The organism is Pseudomonas sp. C1C7, assembly GCF_013359595.1.
GTDB lineage: Bacteria > Pseudomonadota > Gammaproteobacteria > Pseudomonadales > Pseudomonadaceae > Aquipseudomonas.
Genome location: NZ_JABFMP010000002.1, coordinates 196,452 through 212,250 on the forward strand (window position 1 = coordinate 196,452; position 15,799 = coordinate 212,250).

Genomic DNA, 15,799 nt, shown 5'->3' on the forward strand with positions numbered 1-15,799 from the left:
CTTGGGGGTGTGACGGCCACAAGTCATCTGTTTACCTATTTTTATTATTGAATCCTTAAAGGAGTGCGGCACATGTCAAAAGGGCATTCGCTACAAGACCCTTACTTGAACACTTTACGTAAAGAGAAAGTTGGGGTGTCCATCTACCTGGTCAACGGTATCAAACTGCAAGGCACGATCGAGTCTTTCGACCAGTTCGTTATTCTGCTGAAAAACACCGTAAGCCAGATGGTCTACAAACACGCTATCTCTACAGTAGTGCCGGTTCGCCCGATTCGTCTGCCAAGCGCAGGTGATAACGAATCTGGTGATGCTGAGCCAGGTAACGCCTGATAGGAGTCTCCTTTGTTCTTTGAGCGCCACGGTGGTGGTGAGCGAGCCATTCTCGTTCACTTGGATGGTCAGGACCCTGAGGCGCGCGAAGATCCGCAGGAGTTTCAGGAGTTGGCAACGTCGGCTGGCGCCGAGACCGCCGCGTTTTTCAACGTGCCGCGCAATCGGCCAACCGCCAAATACCTGATTGGCAGTGGCAAGGTCGAGGAACTGCGCGACCTGGTCAAGGCCGAACAGGTCGATCTGGTGATTTTCAATCACATCCTCACGCCCAGTCAGGAACGTAACCTCGAACGTGTTTTCGAGTGTCGCGTGATCGACCGCACGGGTCTGATTCTCGATATCTTCGCCCAACGCGCCCGCACCCATGAAGGCAAGCTCCAGGTCGAACTGGCCCAGCTTGAGCACATGAGTACGCGGCTGGTGCGTGGCTGGACTCACCTTGAGCGCCAGAAAGGTGGTATCGGTCTGCGTGGTCCGGGTGAAACCCAGCTGGAAACCGACCGACGCCTGTTGCGGGTTCGCCTGCGGCAGATCAAGGGGCGCCTGGAAAAGGTCCGCAGCCAGCGCGAGCAGTCGCGTCGCGGCCGCAAGCGCGCGGAGATCCCGACGGTTTCACTGGTGGGCTACACCAACGCCGGCAAATCGACGCTGTTCAATTCCGTCACCGAATCCGACGTCTTCGCCGCCGACCAGCTGTTCGCCACCCTCGACCCGACTTTGCGTCGACTCGAGCTCGATGACCTCGGGCCGATCGTGCTGGCCGACACCGTGGGCTTCATTCGCCACCTGCCGCACAAACTGGTCGAGGCTTTTCGGGCTACGCTCGAAGAGTCGAGCAACTCCGACCTGCTGCTGCACGTGATCGACTCCCATGAGCCCGATCGCATGTCGCAGATCGAACAGGTGATGGTGGTGCTCGGCGAGATCGGGGCCCAAGACTTGCCGATACTTGAGGTATACAACAAACTCGATTTACTCGAGGGTGTTGAGCCGCAGATCCAGCGTGATGCCGATGGCAAGCCGCAGCGGGTCTGGTTGTCGGCCAAGGACGGTTCCGGTCTGGACCTGCTCAAGCAGGCCGTGGCCGAACTGCTCGGCGAGGATTTGTTTGTAGGTACCTTGCGCTTGCCGCAACGTTTTGCTCGACTGCGTGCGCAGTTTTTCGAAGTCGGTGCGGTACAAAAGGAAGAACACGACGAGGAAGGCATCAGCCTGCTGGCCGTTCGCTTGCCGCGAGTCGAATTGAATCGACTGGTGAGCCGCGAAGGTTTGCAACCGCTGGACTTCATCGAGCAACACACTTTGCAATAAAAGCCTGAAAAAGCGGTTGTGTCGTGGTGACAGGCATTCTGTAGCATTGGTCGGCGCGCCGTGGGTGCGTCTTTGCTTTATCAGATGGAGAGCGCTATGGCTTGGAATGAGCCGGGTGGCAACTCGAATAATCAGGATCCTTGGGGTGGCAAGCGTCGTAACAACGGCGATCGCAAGGGGCCGCCGGATCTCGACGAGGCCTTCCGAAAGCTGCAGGAAAGCCTGAACGGGTTGTTCGGTGGTGGTAAGAAACGTGGTGGGGATGACGGTGGTGGTTCGGGCAAGAGTGGCGGCTTCGGCGGTCTGCTCGGCATCGGCCTGGTCGTTGCCGCCGCAGTCTGGCTGTACAGCGCGGTCTATGTCGTCGACGAGCAGGAGCAAGCCGTGGTGCTGCGCTTCGGCAAGTACTACGAGACCGTCGGTCCTGGCCTGAACATCTATTTCCCGCCGATCGACAAGAAGTACATGGAAAACGTCACGCGTGAGCGTGCGTACACCAAGCAGGGCCAGATGCTGACCGAAGACGAGAACATCGTCGAAGTGCCGCTGACCGTGCAGTACAAGATCAGCAACCTGCAGGACTTCGTGCTGAGCGTCGATCAGCCGGAGATCAGCCTGCAGCACGCGACCGACAGCGCCCTGCGCCATGTGGTGGGTTCCACCGCGATGGACCAGGTGCTGACCGAAGGTCGTGAGCAGATGGCCAGCGAAATCAAGGAGCGTCTGCAACGCTTCATGGACACCTACCGCACGGGTATCACCGTGACCCAGGTCAACGTACAGAGCGCAGCGGCACCGCGTGAAGTGCAGGAAGCCTTCGATGACGTGATCCGTGCCCGTGAAGACGAGCAGCGTTCGCGCAACCAGGCTGAAACCTATGCCAACGGCGTCGTGCCGGAGGCCCGTGGTCAGGCCCAGCGCATTCTCGAAGATGCCAACGGTTACCGAGATGAAACCATCTCCCGCGCCAAGGGTGAGGGTGATCGCTTCACCAAGCTGGTCGCCGAGTATCGCAAGGCACCTGAAGTGACCCGCCAGCGTCTGTACCTGGACACCATGCAGGAAGTCTTCAGCAGCACCAGCAAGGTTCTTGTGACCGGCAACAAGAACGGCCAGAGCAACCTGCTCTACCTGCCGCTGGACAAGATGATCGACAGCAGTGGCCGCAGCACCAGCTCGCCGATGAGCAGTGCGGCAGCCAGCAGCAATGAAGCGAATGCGCGTGCAGCAGCTGATCTGCAACAACAGCCAGCACGTACCAGGGAGAGTCGCTGATGAGCAATAAATCGCTGATCGCCCTTATTGTCGGCGTCGTCGTGGCCATCGCTGCCTGGAACTGCTTCTACATCGTGGCTCAGACCGAGCGCGCGGTGTTGCTGCAGTTCGGTCGCGTGGTCCAGACCGATGTTCAGCCAGGCCTGCATGTGAAGGTGCCTTACGTTAACCAGGTGCGCAAATTCGACGCTCGCCTGATGACGCTGGATGCGCCGACACAACGCTTCCTGACCCTGGAAAAGAAAGCCGTGATGGTCGATGCCTACGCCAAGTGGCGTGTGAAGGACGCCGAGCGTTTCTACACCGCGACTTCCGGCCTCAAGCAGATTGCCGACGAGCGTCTGTCCCGCCGTCTGGAATCGGGCCTGCGTGACCAGTTCGGTAAGCGCACCCTGCACGAAGTGGTATCGGGTGAGCGTGATGCGCTGATGGCCGACATCACCGCGTCGCTGAACAAGATGGCTGAAAAGGAACTGGGTATCGAAGTGGTCGACGTTCGCGTCAAGACCATCGACCTGCCCAAGGAAGTGAACCGCAGCGTGTTCGAACGTATGAGCACCGAGCGTGAGCGTGAAGCTCGCGAGCACCGCGCCAAGGGTAACGAGCTGGCTGAAGGCATCCGTGCCGACGCCGATCGTCAACGCCGCGTGCTGCTGGCTGAAGCCTATCGTGAATCCGAAGAGATTCGCGGTGACGGCGACGCCCAGGCCGCTGCGATCTACTCCAAGGCCTACGGTCAGGATCAGGAGTTCTACGCGTTCTACCGTAGCCTGCGTGCTTACCGTGAAAGCTTCGCGAACAAATCCGACGTCATGGTCCTGGACCCAAGCAGTGACTTCTTCCACTACCTGGAAAAAGCCAAGCCTTGATACGGCGTTGACTCAAATCACCCCGCCCGGCGGTTAAAACCTCTGGCGGGGTGATCCTTTGGGAAAACGTGTGTATGATGCGGCAGCCGGGAAATTCCCGGCTTTTTTGCGTCTGCATGTTTGATTGCTGTTTTTGTGCGGATGCCAGGGCCTGATGGCTCGACAGGTTTACGAGGAAAGTGCTTGGCGAAGCCTATTTCAGGCTTTTCGCTTCGTCGCCCATGCGCGCTGCTTTCGCTGGGCGGATCATTTTCTGCTTCACTCAAGGCTCGCCCAACGGCTTGCCGCCCGGATCAAAGGGGAATGGCGTAATGGCAACGGTAGACCGCTGGCTGCTGCCAGATGGCATCGAAGAAGTACTGCCACCGGAGGCGGCGCGCATAGAAGTCGCGCGTCGTCAGGTGTTGGATCTGTTCCAGAGCTGGGGTTACGAGTTCGTCGTGACTCCCCATATCGAGTACCTGGAATCCCTGCTGACCGGCGCAGGTCAGGACCTGGATCTGCGCACCTTCAAGGTCATCGACCCGCAATCGGGTCGGCAGATGGGTTTCCGTGCCGACATTACGCCGCAAGTAGCGCGTATCGATGCGCATACCCTGCGTCGCGAAGGCCCCAACCGCTTGTGCTATGCCGGCAGCGTACTGCACGCCCAGCCGCGCGCCCTGTCGTCCTCGCGCAGCCCGATCCAGCTGGGCGCCGAGCTGTACGGCGATGCCAGCCCGAGCAGCGACGTCGAAGTGATCAGCCTGATGCTGGCCATGCTGCAACTGGCCGATGTGCCGGACGTGCACATGGACCTTGGGCATGTCGGCATCTACCGCGGGCTGGCGCGCGCCGCCGGCTTGTCCGGTGAAGTCGAGCAGCAATTGTTCGATGCATTGCAGCGCAAGGCCATCGACGAGGTCATTACCTTGACTGAAGGTCTGCCAGCGGATCTGTCGGACATGCTGCGCGCGCTGGTGGATCTGTGCGGTGGTCGCGAAGTGCTGGAAGCGGCTCGCGAGCGCCTGGCGAAGGCGCCGGCTCCGGTGCTGGCGGCTCTGGACGACCTGCTGGCGATTGCCGAGCGTCTGTCCGTGCGTTTCCCGGAACTGCCGTTGTACTTCGACCTTGGCGAGCTGCGTGGCTACCACTACCACACCGGTGTGGTGTTCGCGGTGTTCGTGCCGGGCGTTGGCCAGTCCATTGCCCAGGGCGGTCGTTACGACGACATCGGCGCCGACTTCGGTCGCGCCCGTCCGGCAACCGGCTTCTCTACCGATTTGAAAACCCTGGTGACCCTGGGGCGTGCTGAGATCGAGCTACCGTCTGGCGGTATCTGGATGCCTGACAGTACGGATGCGGCACTCTGGCAGCAGGTTTGCCAGTTGCGCAGTGAGGGTCAGCGTGTCGTTCAGGCCTTGCCTGGGCAACCTTTGGCCGCCGCCCGTGAAGCGGACTGCGACCGGCAATTGATTCAGCAGAACGGGCTTTGGCAAGTATCGCCACTGGCTTCTTGAGTTTTCCTGCCGGCCGCCGCCGGCACCAAGTTTGCGCGAATGAGGACAAGTGTTATGGGTAAGAATGTCGTAGTCCTGGGCACCCAGTGGGGTGATGAGGGCAAAGGCAAGATCGTTGATCTGCTGACCGAACATGCTGCCGCCGTAGTGCGCTACCAGGGTGGCCACAACGCTGGACACACGCTGGTGATCGACGGCGAAAAAACCGTCTTGCACCTGATTCCGTCGGGCGTGTTGCGCGAAGGCGTAGAGTGCCTGATCGGCAACGGCGTGGTGGTTGCACCTGACGCCCTGCTGCGGGAAATCAACAAGCTGGAAGAGAAAGGCGTACCGGTGCGCGAGCGCCTGCGCATCAGCCCTTCCTGCCCGCTGATCCTGTCCTACCACGTAGCGCTGGACCAGGCCCGTGAAAAGGCCCGTGGCGAGCACAAGATCGGCACCACCGGTCGCGGCATCGGCCCGGCCTACGAAGACAAGGTTGCACGTCGCGGCCTGCGTATCGGTGACCTGTTCCACCGCGAGCGTTTCGCCGCCAAGCTGGGCGAGTTGCTCGATTACCACAACTTCGTGCTGGTCAATTACTACAAAGAGCCTGCGATCGACTTCCAGAAGACTCTGGACGAGTGCATGGAATATGCCGAGCTGCTCAAGCCGCTGATGCTCGACGTCACCGCCGAGCTGCACGAACTGCGTCGCGCCGGCAAGGACATCATGTTCGAAGGCGCCCAGGGCTCCCTGCTGGACATCGACCACGGTACCTACCCGTACGTCACCAGCTCCAACACCACCGCTGGCGGCATCGCCACCGGTTCCGGTGTGGGCCCGATGTTCATCGACTACATCCTGGGTATCACCAAGGCCTACACCACTCGCGTCGGTTCCGGTCCGTTCCCGACCGAACTGTTCGACGACGTGGGTGCGTTCCTGGCCAAGCGTGGCCACGAATTCGGTGCTACCACCGGTCGTGCCCGTCGTTGCGGCTGGTTCGATGCCGTCATCCTGCGTCGCGCCATCGACGTCAACAGCATCTCGGGCCTGTGCCTGACCAAGCTGGACGTACTGGACGGCCTGGAAACCATCAACATCTGCGTTGGCTACAAGAACCAGGACGGTGCAGTGATCGACGCGCCGACCGACGCCGACAGCTACATCGGCCTGGAGCCGGTGTACGAAGAGATGCCGGGCTGGAAAGAATCCACCCTGGGCGCCAAGACCCTGGAAGAGCTGCCGCAGGCGGCACGCAACTACATCACCCGTCTCGAAGAGTTGGTCGGCGCGCCGATCGACATTATTTCGACAGGTCCGGACCGCAACGAAACCATCGTTCTGCGTCACCCGTTCGCCTGATAAGTTGTTGATGTAAAACACAAAGGCCCCTTAATCGGGGCCTTTGTCGTATATGCCCGTCGCGCGGCATGACCTTTGCAGCGAACATTGAAAAAAGCATTGCTTCCGGCGTGCTATCAATTTAATGGCGCCAAAGCAGAGGGATTTCCATGTCGGCCGTTCTCTCCCTGTTACAAAGCCGTCTTTTGCGGCCTGTATTCGTTACTCTCGGTATCGCCCTTTTGGTGCAGGTGCTGGTAGCCGTTGCTCTGACCCGGAGCACGGTAACCGCATTGGAAGCCGATCTGGGTTCGCGCCTGGGAGCTGACAGTCAAAAACTTTCCGGCGAACTGGAGCAGGCGGGGCGTGAAGTCACCTCCAGCCTCGACAACCTTTCTGCCAGCACGCGGCAACGGCTGACGGCCGGCTTGTCCTCGCGCCTGGAAGAAGAGCAGGCACAGTTGCGTGCTACCCTGGAAAAAGACCTGAAGGACTCCGCCAACGATATGGCGCAGCTCCTGGCTTCGGTCGCACCCCGCGCCATGTGGGACAACGACATTCCAACCCTCTCCGAATTCGCCCGCCGGGCGCAGCGCAATCCGAATGTGCTGTTCGTGGTCTATGACGACGCGACCGGCCAGCACCTGACGCGCTACCTGAACCGGGAAAACCCGATCAACAAGGCCTTGCTTGAGAAGGGGCAGGGCGAGCGAGCGCTGGACAAGGTGCTGGATGCGGCCAAGTCCGATCCTTCGGTCTACTACGTCGAATCGTCCATCAACCCCAATGGCGTGGAGATCGGCAAAGTCCTGATGGGGGTTTCGACCGCCTCGGTGGAAACCGACCTTGCCGCGCTGGACAAGCGTTTCTCCGCGCTGATCGCCAGCAGCGACCAGTTGGTGGGCGACAGCCTCAAGGGCGCTGCGGCCGACAGCGCGGCGGCCATGCGGGCGCGTCTGCAGTCGGCGCAATCCACCGCCACCGAGATGAAAGCCAATACCACCGGTACCGTGCAGGAAGCGGCGGCGACCCTGCGCTGGCGCATCGGTGCGAGCCTGGCGCTAGTGGGGGCCGGGGTTCTGCTGTTGCTCGCCGTGGTGCTGGGGCGTCGCGTGGTCAATCGCTTGAAGATGCTGATTGTCGCCATGGATGATCTGGCGGCCGGTGAGGGCGACCTGACCAAGCGCGTGCAGATCAACAGCAAGGATGAAATCGGCGCGATGGCCTCGGCGGTCAATCGCTTTGTGGATAAGTTGCAGCCGATCGTGCGCGAAGCGGGTGACGTGGCGCAGCGTACCGGCGTGGAAATCGGTGCCATGACCCTGCGCAATGCCGGTGCCGATGCGGCCGCGGGCATGCAGCGTGACGAAGTGGCCGAGAGCCTGCGGGCGCTTTCGCAGATGGCGGACGAGGCGCAATCCGAAAGCCAGGCCATGCAGGCGGCGCTGAAGCAGGTGGTGGACATCCGCCAGGCCACCGATGAAAACACCCGGACGTCGGCGAAGGTCGGTAGCCTGATCGAGGCATTGGCCGGGCAGGTCGATACCGGTGCGCAGGTGATCGAGCGGCTGGCGCAGCAAAGCGAACAGATCGAGGTGGTGCTGACGGTGATTCATGGCATTGCCGAGCAGACCAACCTGCTGGCATTGAACGCGGCCATCGAAGCGGCGCGCGCCGGCGAGACCGGTCGCGGCTTTGCGGTGGTGGCCGACGAAGTGCGGGCGCTGGCGAGCAAGACTCAAAGCTCCACTGGCGACATTCAGGCGCACATCGTGGCCTTGCAGCAGGGCGCGCGGGAAGCGGTGGCGGCCATCGGGCAGGCGGGGCGTCAGGCCAGCGAAGGCTTGCTGGTGCTGCGTGACAGCGCGCGGTTGCAGCAATCGGTGCAGGCTTCTGTGGAGCAGGTGCATGCGGCGATTGGCCTGGCGACCCAGGCGGCCGCGCATCAGGCCCAAGGTGCTCAGGCGGTGCGGGGTCGCGTGGAGACGATTCATGCCCAGGCCGAGAAGGCGGCTCAGGCCGTGGTGGCAACCACGGCGAGTGGCAAGGTGCTGGACGGGCTGGCGGCGCAGTTGAAGGCGAGCCTGGGGCAGTTCAGGGCTTAAGATCAAAAGATCGCAGCCTTCGGCAGCTCCTGCAGGAAACGCACATTCCCCTGTAAGAGCTGCCGAAGGCTGCGATCTTTTTTGCTTTGTCAGCGGCTCAAATACATCCGCGTCGTCAGCAGATACACCGGCAACCCCGACACCACAATCAACAGTGCCGCATAAGGCGCCGCCGCCGCAAACTCCACATTCGCGGTATGTGCCCAGACCTCGGTCGCCAGGGTGTTGAGCCCGGTCGGGCTCAGCAGCAGGGTCGCCGTCAGCTCCTTCATCGCATCCAGAAACACCAGCGCAAACGCCGCCCCCAGTGCCGGGAAGATGATCGGCAAGGTCACCCGGCAAAAGGCGGTGAACGATGACGCGCCCAGCGTGCGGGCGGCCTCTTCCAGTTGCGGTGCGGCCTTGTTAAGGGCCGTGCGGATCGGAGCCTGGGCCAGTGGCAGAAACAGCAACGCATAGGCGATCAGCAGCAGTGCCGAAGTCTGGTACAGCGCCGGCACATAATGCAGGGCGAAATACACCAGGGTCAGGGCAATCACCAGGCCTGGCAGCGCGTGCAGCAGATACGGCAGGCGTTCGGCCCAGATCGCCAGCTGACCCTTGTAGCGCACCACCAGCAGCCCGACGGGCACCGCCAGCACCAGGCACAGCGCCGCGCCGCCCAAAGACAATGCCAGGGATGACAGCAATGCCTCACCGATAGCGGCAACCGGAAAGGCTGCCGACGAGCCCACCGCCAGCCAATAACCCAGCATGCCCAGCGGAATCCCGCTGCCGACGATCGCCAGCGTCAGGCAATACAGTTGCCCGACTGACGCCCATGGCCCCAGGCGAACCTGTTCGGCCTGTCGAGCCGCGCCCTGACCGGTACGCACATGTCGGGCCTTGCCGCGCACGCGCAATTCCAGCCAGAGCAACAGCAGGCACAGAATCAGCAGTACCGCCGACAGCATCGCCGCGTTGGCGTTGCTGAACTCCAGTTCGAACTGTTGATAGATCGCGGTGGTGAAGGTCTGCAGGCCAATGATCGACAGCGCGCCGAACTCCACCAGCATGTGCAGGGCAATCAACAGCGAGCCAGCAAGCAGCGACGGCCAGAGCAAGGGGAGGGTGATCTTGAAGAACACGCCCCAGCGATTCTGCCCCAGGGTGCGTCCGGACTCTTCCAGTGAAGGGTCGAGGTTACGCAGGGTCGCCGCCACCGGCAGGAAAATCAGCGGGTACTTCGACAGGGTCATCACCAGGATCGCCCCGCCCAGCCCTTCAAAGTGGGCGCTCAGCGACACCCAGGTGAAGCTGCTGACAAACGCCGGCACGGCGAACGGCAGGCACAGGATCACGCCCCACAACCGCCGCCCCGGCAGGTTGCTGCGTTCCAGCAGCCACGCCAGCGACAGGCCGATCACGCCGCAGGCCAGCGTCACCCCGACCATCAGTGCCAGGGTGTTGCGCAGCAGGCCGAACACATAAGGCCGCCACAGCAGGTGCAGCGCCTCGGCCCAGCCAGCCTGCCAGGCCTTGAGCCCGACATAGGCCAGCGGCAACAGGCTGAGCAGGACCAGCAGCAAAACCGGCAGCAACAGCCAGATCGATGGCCGCTTGCGCCGCGGCATGTAGTCGCCGTGCGCAGCGGCGGTTAGCGAGGCGCTCATCAGTTCAGGCCAACGTCGCGTTCCAGGTCCAGGGCTTCTTCAGCGTTGCCCAGGTCGGCCGGCGTGACCTTCGGTGCTTCCAGCTCACTGAATGGCTTGAGGCCACGATCCGACTCCATGCCCTTGTGCAGCGGGTACTCGGCGGTGGTCTGGGTGATCACGCGCTGACCCTCTTCACTGGCCATGTAGGCGAGCAGCTGTTGGGCTTCCTGCGGGTGTTTGCTGGATTTCAGCACGGCCGCGCTGGAAACGGTGATCAGCCCGCCGACGTCGCCGCCGGTGAAATAGTGCAGTTTCGAGTCGAGCTGGCCTTTTTCCCGTTGCAGGGCGAACCAGTAGTAGTTGTTGACCAGCACGGTCGCGATCTCGCCGTTTTCCACGGCTTTGAGGGCGACCATGTTGTTGCTGTAAGTCTTGCCGAATGCCCGCAGGCCGGTGAGCCATTCTTCGGCGGCGTCCATGCCGTGCACCTTGATGATCGCCACGGCCTGTTCCTGGAAAGCGCCGCTGGTGGGCACGAAACCGACCTTGCCTTGCCATTTCGGGTCGGAGAACTCCATCACCGATTTCGGCAGGTCCTTTTCATCGACCAGCTTGGGGTTGAACGCGACGACGCGAACCCGGGCAGTGACGCCGATCCAGGTGCCGTTGCTGGCGACATAGTCCTTGGGCAGAACTGCCAGCGTTGCGTCATCGGCCTTGGCCAGCAGGCCTTGTTCGCCGAGTTTGTTCAGCGGCGGCGATTCTTCGGTGTAGATCACGTCGGCGGGGGAGCGATCGCCTTCTTCGACGATCTGGCTGGCGAGCTGGTTGCTGCTGCCCTTGCGCACGTTGACGTGAATCCCGGTCTTGGCTTCGAAGGCTTTGGCAACGGCGTCACCGACTTCCTTGTGCTGGCCGTTGTAGAGGGTCAAGGAAACCTTGTCGGCGGCTTGGGTGAGGGGGGTGGCGAGAGCCAGGCCGAGCAGGGTGAAGGTCAAGCCTCGGCGCAGGGTATTTCGAAACATCATTCGCAGGGTTCCTCACTGTCGCATTGCAAAAACTTGCAACAATGATAAACGATATTTGTTCTCAAATGCGCCTTGCATGGCCGCCGGCTTTTCTGTAAGAGCCGAGCTCGCGATGGAGGTGAACGATGATGCAGGCTGTCTGGTTTCCCGCGGTGTCTGGTCCTCCATCGCGAGCAAGCTCGGCTCCTGCAGGGGAGGTGAAAATTTCCGGAGGCCAGAAACGCAAAAACCCGCTTTCGCGGGTTTTTGTGAGATTCAAGATCGTAACCTTGAATTTGAATTGGTGCCCAGAAGAAGACTCGAACTTCCACGACCGTAAGGTCACCAGCACCTGAAGCTGGCGTGTCTACCAATTTCACCATCTGGGCTTCATCTTCAGCGATGTCGCTGTTGATGGGGCGCACTATACGGACCGCATTTTGATCTGTAAACCCCTGATTTAATTTTAATAAATCAGTTCTGACAAAATGCTCGTCCAGAATGCAAAAAACCCGCTTTCGCGGGTTTTTTGTGTGAGTCCTGAAACTGATCTAGTCTCACACTCGAAATTGGTGCCCAGGAGAAGACTCGAACTTCCACGACCGTAAGGTCACCAGCACCTGAAGCTGGCGTGTCTACCAATTTCACCACCTGGGCATCATCAACAGCATGTCTGCGTGTCGATGGCGCGCACTATACGGAGCGCTTTTTTAACTGTAAACCCCCGTCGCCCAAAAAAATGATTTTTTTTACCAGCGGTGTTCAAAACGCTTTGGATGCGTCGATACAAGGCGTCATATGGCCTCTATATAGTCCGAAATTTCCTGTTTCATTACGCCTATGCCAAACTAACCCGCATATAGACAAGGTGAAAACTCTCTAATGGCCGATTGGCAATCCCTCGATCCCGAGGCCGCTCGTGAAGCGGAAAAATATGAAAACCCCATCCCTAGCCGCGAACTGATCCTTCAGCACCTTGCTGATCGTGGTTCGCCTGCTGCCCGTGAGCAACTGGTCGAAGAATTTGGCCTGACCACGGAAGACCAGATCGAAGCCCTGCGCCGCCGCCTGCGCGCGATGGAGCGCGATGCTCAACTCATTTACACCCGCCGCGGCACATATGCGCCGGTAGACAAGCTCGACCTGATCCTGGGCCGCATCAGCGGTCACCGCGACGGCTTCGGTTTCCTGGTGCCGGACGACGGCAGCGACGACCTGTTCCTGAGTCCGGCGCAGATGCGCCTGGTGTTCGATGGCGACCGCGCGCTGGCCCGTGTTTCCGGTCTGGACCGTCGTGGTCGCCGCGAAGGCATGATCGTCGAAGTGGTCTCCCGTGCTCACGAAACCATCGTGGGTCGTTATTTCGAAGAGGGCGGTATCGGCTTCGTCGTGGCCGACAACCCGAAAATCCAGCAGGAAGTGCTGGTGACCCCGGGTCGCAACGCCAATGCTGATATCGGTCAGTTCGTCGAAGTGAAGATCACTCACTGGCCGACACCACGCTTCCAGCCGCAAGGCGACGTGATCGAAGTCGTAGGCAACTACATGGCGCCGGGCATGGAAATCGATGTCGCCCTGCGCACCTACGACATTCCTCACGTCTGGCCGGACGCCGTGCTCAAGGAAGCCGGCAAGCTCAAGCCGGAAGTCGAAGAGAAAGACAAAGAGAAGCGCATCGACCTGCGCCATCTGCCGTTCGTCACCATCGACGGCGAAGATGCCCGCGACTTCGATGACGCGGTCTACTGCGAAGCCCGTCCGGGCAAGCTGCGCCTGTTCTCCGGCGGCTGGAAGCTGTACGTGGCGATTGCCGACGTTTCCAGCTACGTGAAACTCGGTTCGGCGCTGGATGCCGAGGCCCAGGTGCGCGGCAACTCGGTGTACTTCCCCGAGCGCGTGATCCCGATGCTGCCCGAGCAGCTGTCCAACGGCCTGTGCTCGCTGAACCCGCTGGTCGACCGTCTGGCCATGGTCTGCGAGATGACCATCTCCAAATCCGGCGAAATGACCGACTACTGCTTCTACGAAGCGGTGATCCACTCCCATGCGCGCCTGACCTACAACAAGGTCAGCGCCATGCTCGAAACGCCGAAACTGGCCGAAGCGCGCAAGCTGCGTGGCGAATACACCGACCTCGTGCCGCACCTCAAGCAGCTGTATGCGCTGTACAAGGTGTTGCTGGCGGCCCGTCACGTGCGCGGCGCGATCGACTTCGAAACCCAGGAAACCCGAATCATCTTCGGCTCCGAGCGCAAGATCGCCGAAATCCGGCCGACCGTGCGCAACGATGCGCACAAGCTGATCGAGGAGTGCATGCTGGCCGCCAACGTGGCCACCGCCGAATTCCTGCAGAAGCACGAAATCCCTGCGCTGTACCGTGTTCACGACGGCCCGCCGCCGGAGCGTCTGGAAAAACTGCGCGCCTTCCTGGGCGAGCTGGGTCTGTCCCTGCATAAAGGCAAGGACGGTCCGTCGCCGAAGGACTACCAGGCACTGTTGGCAGGCATCAAGGACCGTCCGGACTTCCACCTGATCCAGACCGTGATGCTGCGCTCGTTGAGCCAGGCGGTGTACACCTCCGATAACCAGGGCCACTTCGGTCTGAATTACGAGGCCTACACCCACTTCACCTCGCCGATCCGTCGTTACCCGGACCTGCTCACGCACCGCGCGATTCGCAGCGTGATCCATTCCAGGCAGGACACCCCGCACGTTCGCCGTGCCGGTGCGATGACCATTCCGAAGGCGCGCATCTATCCGTACGACGAGGCGGCGCTGGAGCAACTCGGCGAACAATGCTCGATGAGCGAGCGTCGTGCCGATGAAGCGACCCGCGACGTGGTGAACTGGCTCAAGTGCGAGTTCATGAAAGATCGCGTGGGCGAGTCGTTCCCGGGTGTGATCACCGCCGTGACCGGTTTCGGCCTGTTCGTCGAGCTGACCGACATCTATGTCGAAGGTCTGGTGCACGTCACCGCGCTGCCGGGCGACTACTACCACTTCGACCCTGTGCACCACCGCCTGGCGGGTGAGCGCACCGGTCGCAGCTTCCGTCTGGGCGATACCGTTGAAGTGCGGGTCATGCGCGTCGATCTCGACGAACGCAAGATCGACTTCGAGATGGCTGAAAAGACCATCAATGCGCCGATCGGCCGCAAGAAGCGCAGTACCGAAACGTCGGCTCCAGCGGCAAAAACCGCAGCGGAACCTGCACCGGCAAAAATCGGCCGTCGTCCTGCCAAGGAAAAGCCTGTCGAGGCCTACCGTTCGAGCGATGCCGCGGCGAAAAACGCCGAAGTTCGCAAGAGTCGCGAGCTGAAAAAGGCGTTGCTGTCCGAAGCCAAGAGCAGTGGCAAAGCGACCTCTTCGGGAAAGAGCAGTCGCTCGGCATCCGACAAGGCTGTCGGTGGCAAACCTGGCAAACCGAGCAAACATCGTAAAGGTCCGCCAAAAGCGGGCTCGGCCCCGGCCAAGAGCGGCGGGGCACGTAAACCCAAGGCGAAGTCATGAGTCAGTTGGAAAAAATCTACGGCGTACATGCTGTAGAAGCGTTGCTGCGTCACCACCCCAAGCGCGTCAAGCAGATCTGGCTGGCCGAAGGCCGCAGTGATCCGCGGGTGCAGGCGCTGATCGAGCTGGCCAACGAGAACCGTGTCCAGGTCGGTCAGGCCGAGCGCCGGGAAATGGACGCCTGGGTCGAGGGCGTGCACCAGGGCGTGGTCGCGGAAGTCAGCCCGAGCCAGGTCTGGGGCGAAGCGATGCTCGACGAGCTGCTCGATCGCACCGAAGGCGCGCCGCTGCTGCTGGTGCTCGATGGCGTGACCGACCCGCACAACCTCGGTGCTTGCCTGCGTTCCGCCGATGCGGCGGGCGCGCTGGCGGTGATCGTGCCGAAGGACAAGTCGGCCACTCTGACGCCGACCGTGCGAAAAGTCGCCTGCGGCGCCGCCGAAGTGATTCCGCTGGTCGCCGTGACCAACCTGGCCCGCACCCTGGAAAAGCTCCAGCAGCGCGGTCTGTGGATTGTCGGTACGGCAGGGGAGGCGCAAACCAGCCTCTACGAGCAGGACCTGACCGGCCCGACCATTCTGATCATGGGTGCCGAAGGCAAGGGCATGCGCCGCCTGACGCGCGAGCATTGCGACTACCTGGTGCACCTGCCGATGGCCGGCAGCGTCAGCAGCCTCAACGTGTCGGTGGCAACGGGCGTGTGCCTGTTCGAAGCCCAGCGCCAGCGCGGCGCCAAGGCCAAGGCTGCCGCCAAAAAGCCCTGACCGATCGCGATCCCCCTGTAGGAGCTGCCGAAGGCTGCGATCTTTTGATTTTTAAAGATCAAAAGATCGCAGCCTTCGGCAGCTCCTACAGATTTGGGTGTCATTGTTCAAATAATCACCAATTACCTTGCACCTCCCACGCCCCTTCTCTACAATTGCGCCC

The 15,799-nt window shown here is 61.2% G+C and carries 11 protein-coding genes and 2 tRNA genes; 9 read left to right on the plus strand and 4 right to left on the minus strand.

All coding sequences use genetic code 11. The annotated features are described in order from the left end of the window. Positions 1 to 72 precede the first annotated feature (72 nt). The 7 genes from hfq to HNO86_RS02520 all read left to right on the plus strand — a co-directional run bounded on the left by hfq (position 73) and on the right by HNO86_RS02520 (position 8,721). Complete coding sequence (gene hfq / locus HNO86_RS02490; RefSeq protein ID WP_110966069.1) at positions 73 to 333, plus strand: RNA chaperone Hfq; 261 nt, start codon at positions 73 to 75, stop codon at positions 331 to 333. 12 nt (positions 334 to 345) lie between these two features. Continuing rightward, positions 346 to 1,647 (plus strand): ribosome rescue GTPase HflX, encoded by a 1,302-nt coding sequence (hflX, locus tag HNO86_RS02495; RefSeq protein ID WP_175375453.1) that lies wholly within the window; start codon positions 346 to 348, stop codon positions 1,645 to 1,647. Positions 1,648 to 1,743: 96 nt separating this feature from the next. Beyond that, positions 1,744 to 2,922 carry an FtsH protease activity modulator HflK gene (gene hflK / locus HNO86_RS02500; protein WP_175375454.1) on the plus strand — a complete coding sequence of 393 codons (1,179 nt, stop codon included), beginning with the start codon at positions 1,744 to 1,746 and terminating at the stop codon, positions 2,920 to 2,922. After that, positions 2,922 to 3,791, plus strand: a complete 870-nt coding sequence (gene hflC, locus HNO86_RS02505; RefSeq protein WP_095192129.1) for a protease modulator HflC — start codon at positions 2,922 to 2,924, stop codon at positions 3,789 to 3,791. The genes hflK and hflC overlap by 1 nt, the downstream gene beginning before the upstream one ends. 311 nt (positions 3,792 to 4,102) lie before the next feature. Next, positions 4,103 to 5,290 carry an ATP phosphoribosyltransferase regulatory subunit gene (locus HNO86_RS02510; RefSeq protein ID WP_175375455.1) on the plus strand — a complete coding sequence of 396 codons (1,188 nt, stop codon included), beginning with the start codon at positions 4,103 to 4,105 and terminating at the stop codon, positions 5,288 to 5,290. 54 nt (positions 5,291 to 5,344) lie between these two features. After that, complete coding sequence (locus tag HNO86_RS02515) at positions 5,345 to 6,637, plus strand: adenylosuccinate synthase (RefSeq protein WP_175375456.1); 1,293 nt, start codon at positions 5,345 to 5,347, stop codon at positions 6,635 to 6,637. A 149-nt stretch (positions 6,638 to 6,786) separates the two neighbouring features. Further along, the gene (locus HNO86_RS02520) at positions 6,787 to 8,721 is read left to right on the plus strand and encodes a methyl-accepting chemotaxis protein (protein WP_175375457.1); all 1,935 of its coding nucleotides are present in this window, start codon (positions 6,787 to 6,789) and stop codon (positions 8,719 to 8,721) included. A gap of 89 nt (positions 8,722 to 8,810) precedes the next feature. On the opposite strand, the gene HNO86_RS02525 is transcribed toward HNO86_RS02520, so the two are convergent. The 4 genes from HNO86_RS02525 to HNO86_RS02540 all read right to left on the minus strand — a co-directional run bounded on the left by HNO86_RS02525 (position 8,811) and on the right by HNO86_RS02540 (position 12,019). Then, entirely contained in the window at positions 8,811 to 10,373 is a 1,563-nt protein-coding gene (locus HNO86_RS02525) for an iron ABC transporter permease (protein ID WP_175375458.1), read from the minus strand. Further along, entirely contained in the window at positions 10,373 to 11,383 is a 1,011-nt protein-coding gene (locus HNO86_RS02530; protein WP_175375459.1) for an iron ABC transporter substrate-binding protein, read from the minus strand. Before HNO86_RS02530 ends, HNO86_RS02525 begins: the two co-directional genes overlap by 1 nt. A 281-nt stretch (positions 11,384 to 11,664) precedes the next feature. Further along, positions 11,665 to 11,751, minus strand: a tRNA-Leu gene (locus HNO86_RS02535). 181 nt (positions 11,752 to 11,932) lie between these two features. Next, positions 11,933 to 12,019 (minus strand) — tRNA-Leu (locus tag HNO86_RS02540). A 225-nt stretch (positions 12,020 to 12,244) separates the two neighbouring features. Here HNO86_RS02540 and rnr point away from each other — a divergent pair. Together rnr and rlmB are read left to right on the plus strand one after the other, a co-directional pair. Continuing rightward, positions 12,245 to 14,872 carry a ribonuclease R gene (gene rnr, locus HNO86_RS02545; RefSeq protein ID WP_175375460.1) on the plus strand — a complete coding sequence of 876 codons (2,628 nt, stop codon included), beginning with the start codon at positions 12,245 to 12,247 and terminating at the stop codon, positions 14,870 to 14,872. Continuing rightward, complete coding sequence (rlmB, locus tag HNO86_RS02550; RefSeq protein ID WP_175375461.1) at positions 14,869 to 15,636, plus strand: 23S rRNA (guanosine(2251)-2'-O)-methyltransferase RlmB; 768 nt, start codon at positions 14,869 to 14,871, stop codon at positions 15,634 to 15,636. Before rnr ends, rlmB begins: the two co-directional genes overlap by 4 nt. Positions 15,637 to 15,799 lie beyond the last annotated feature (163 nt).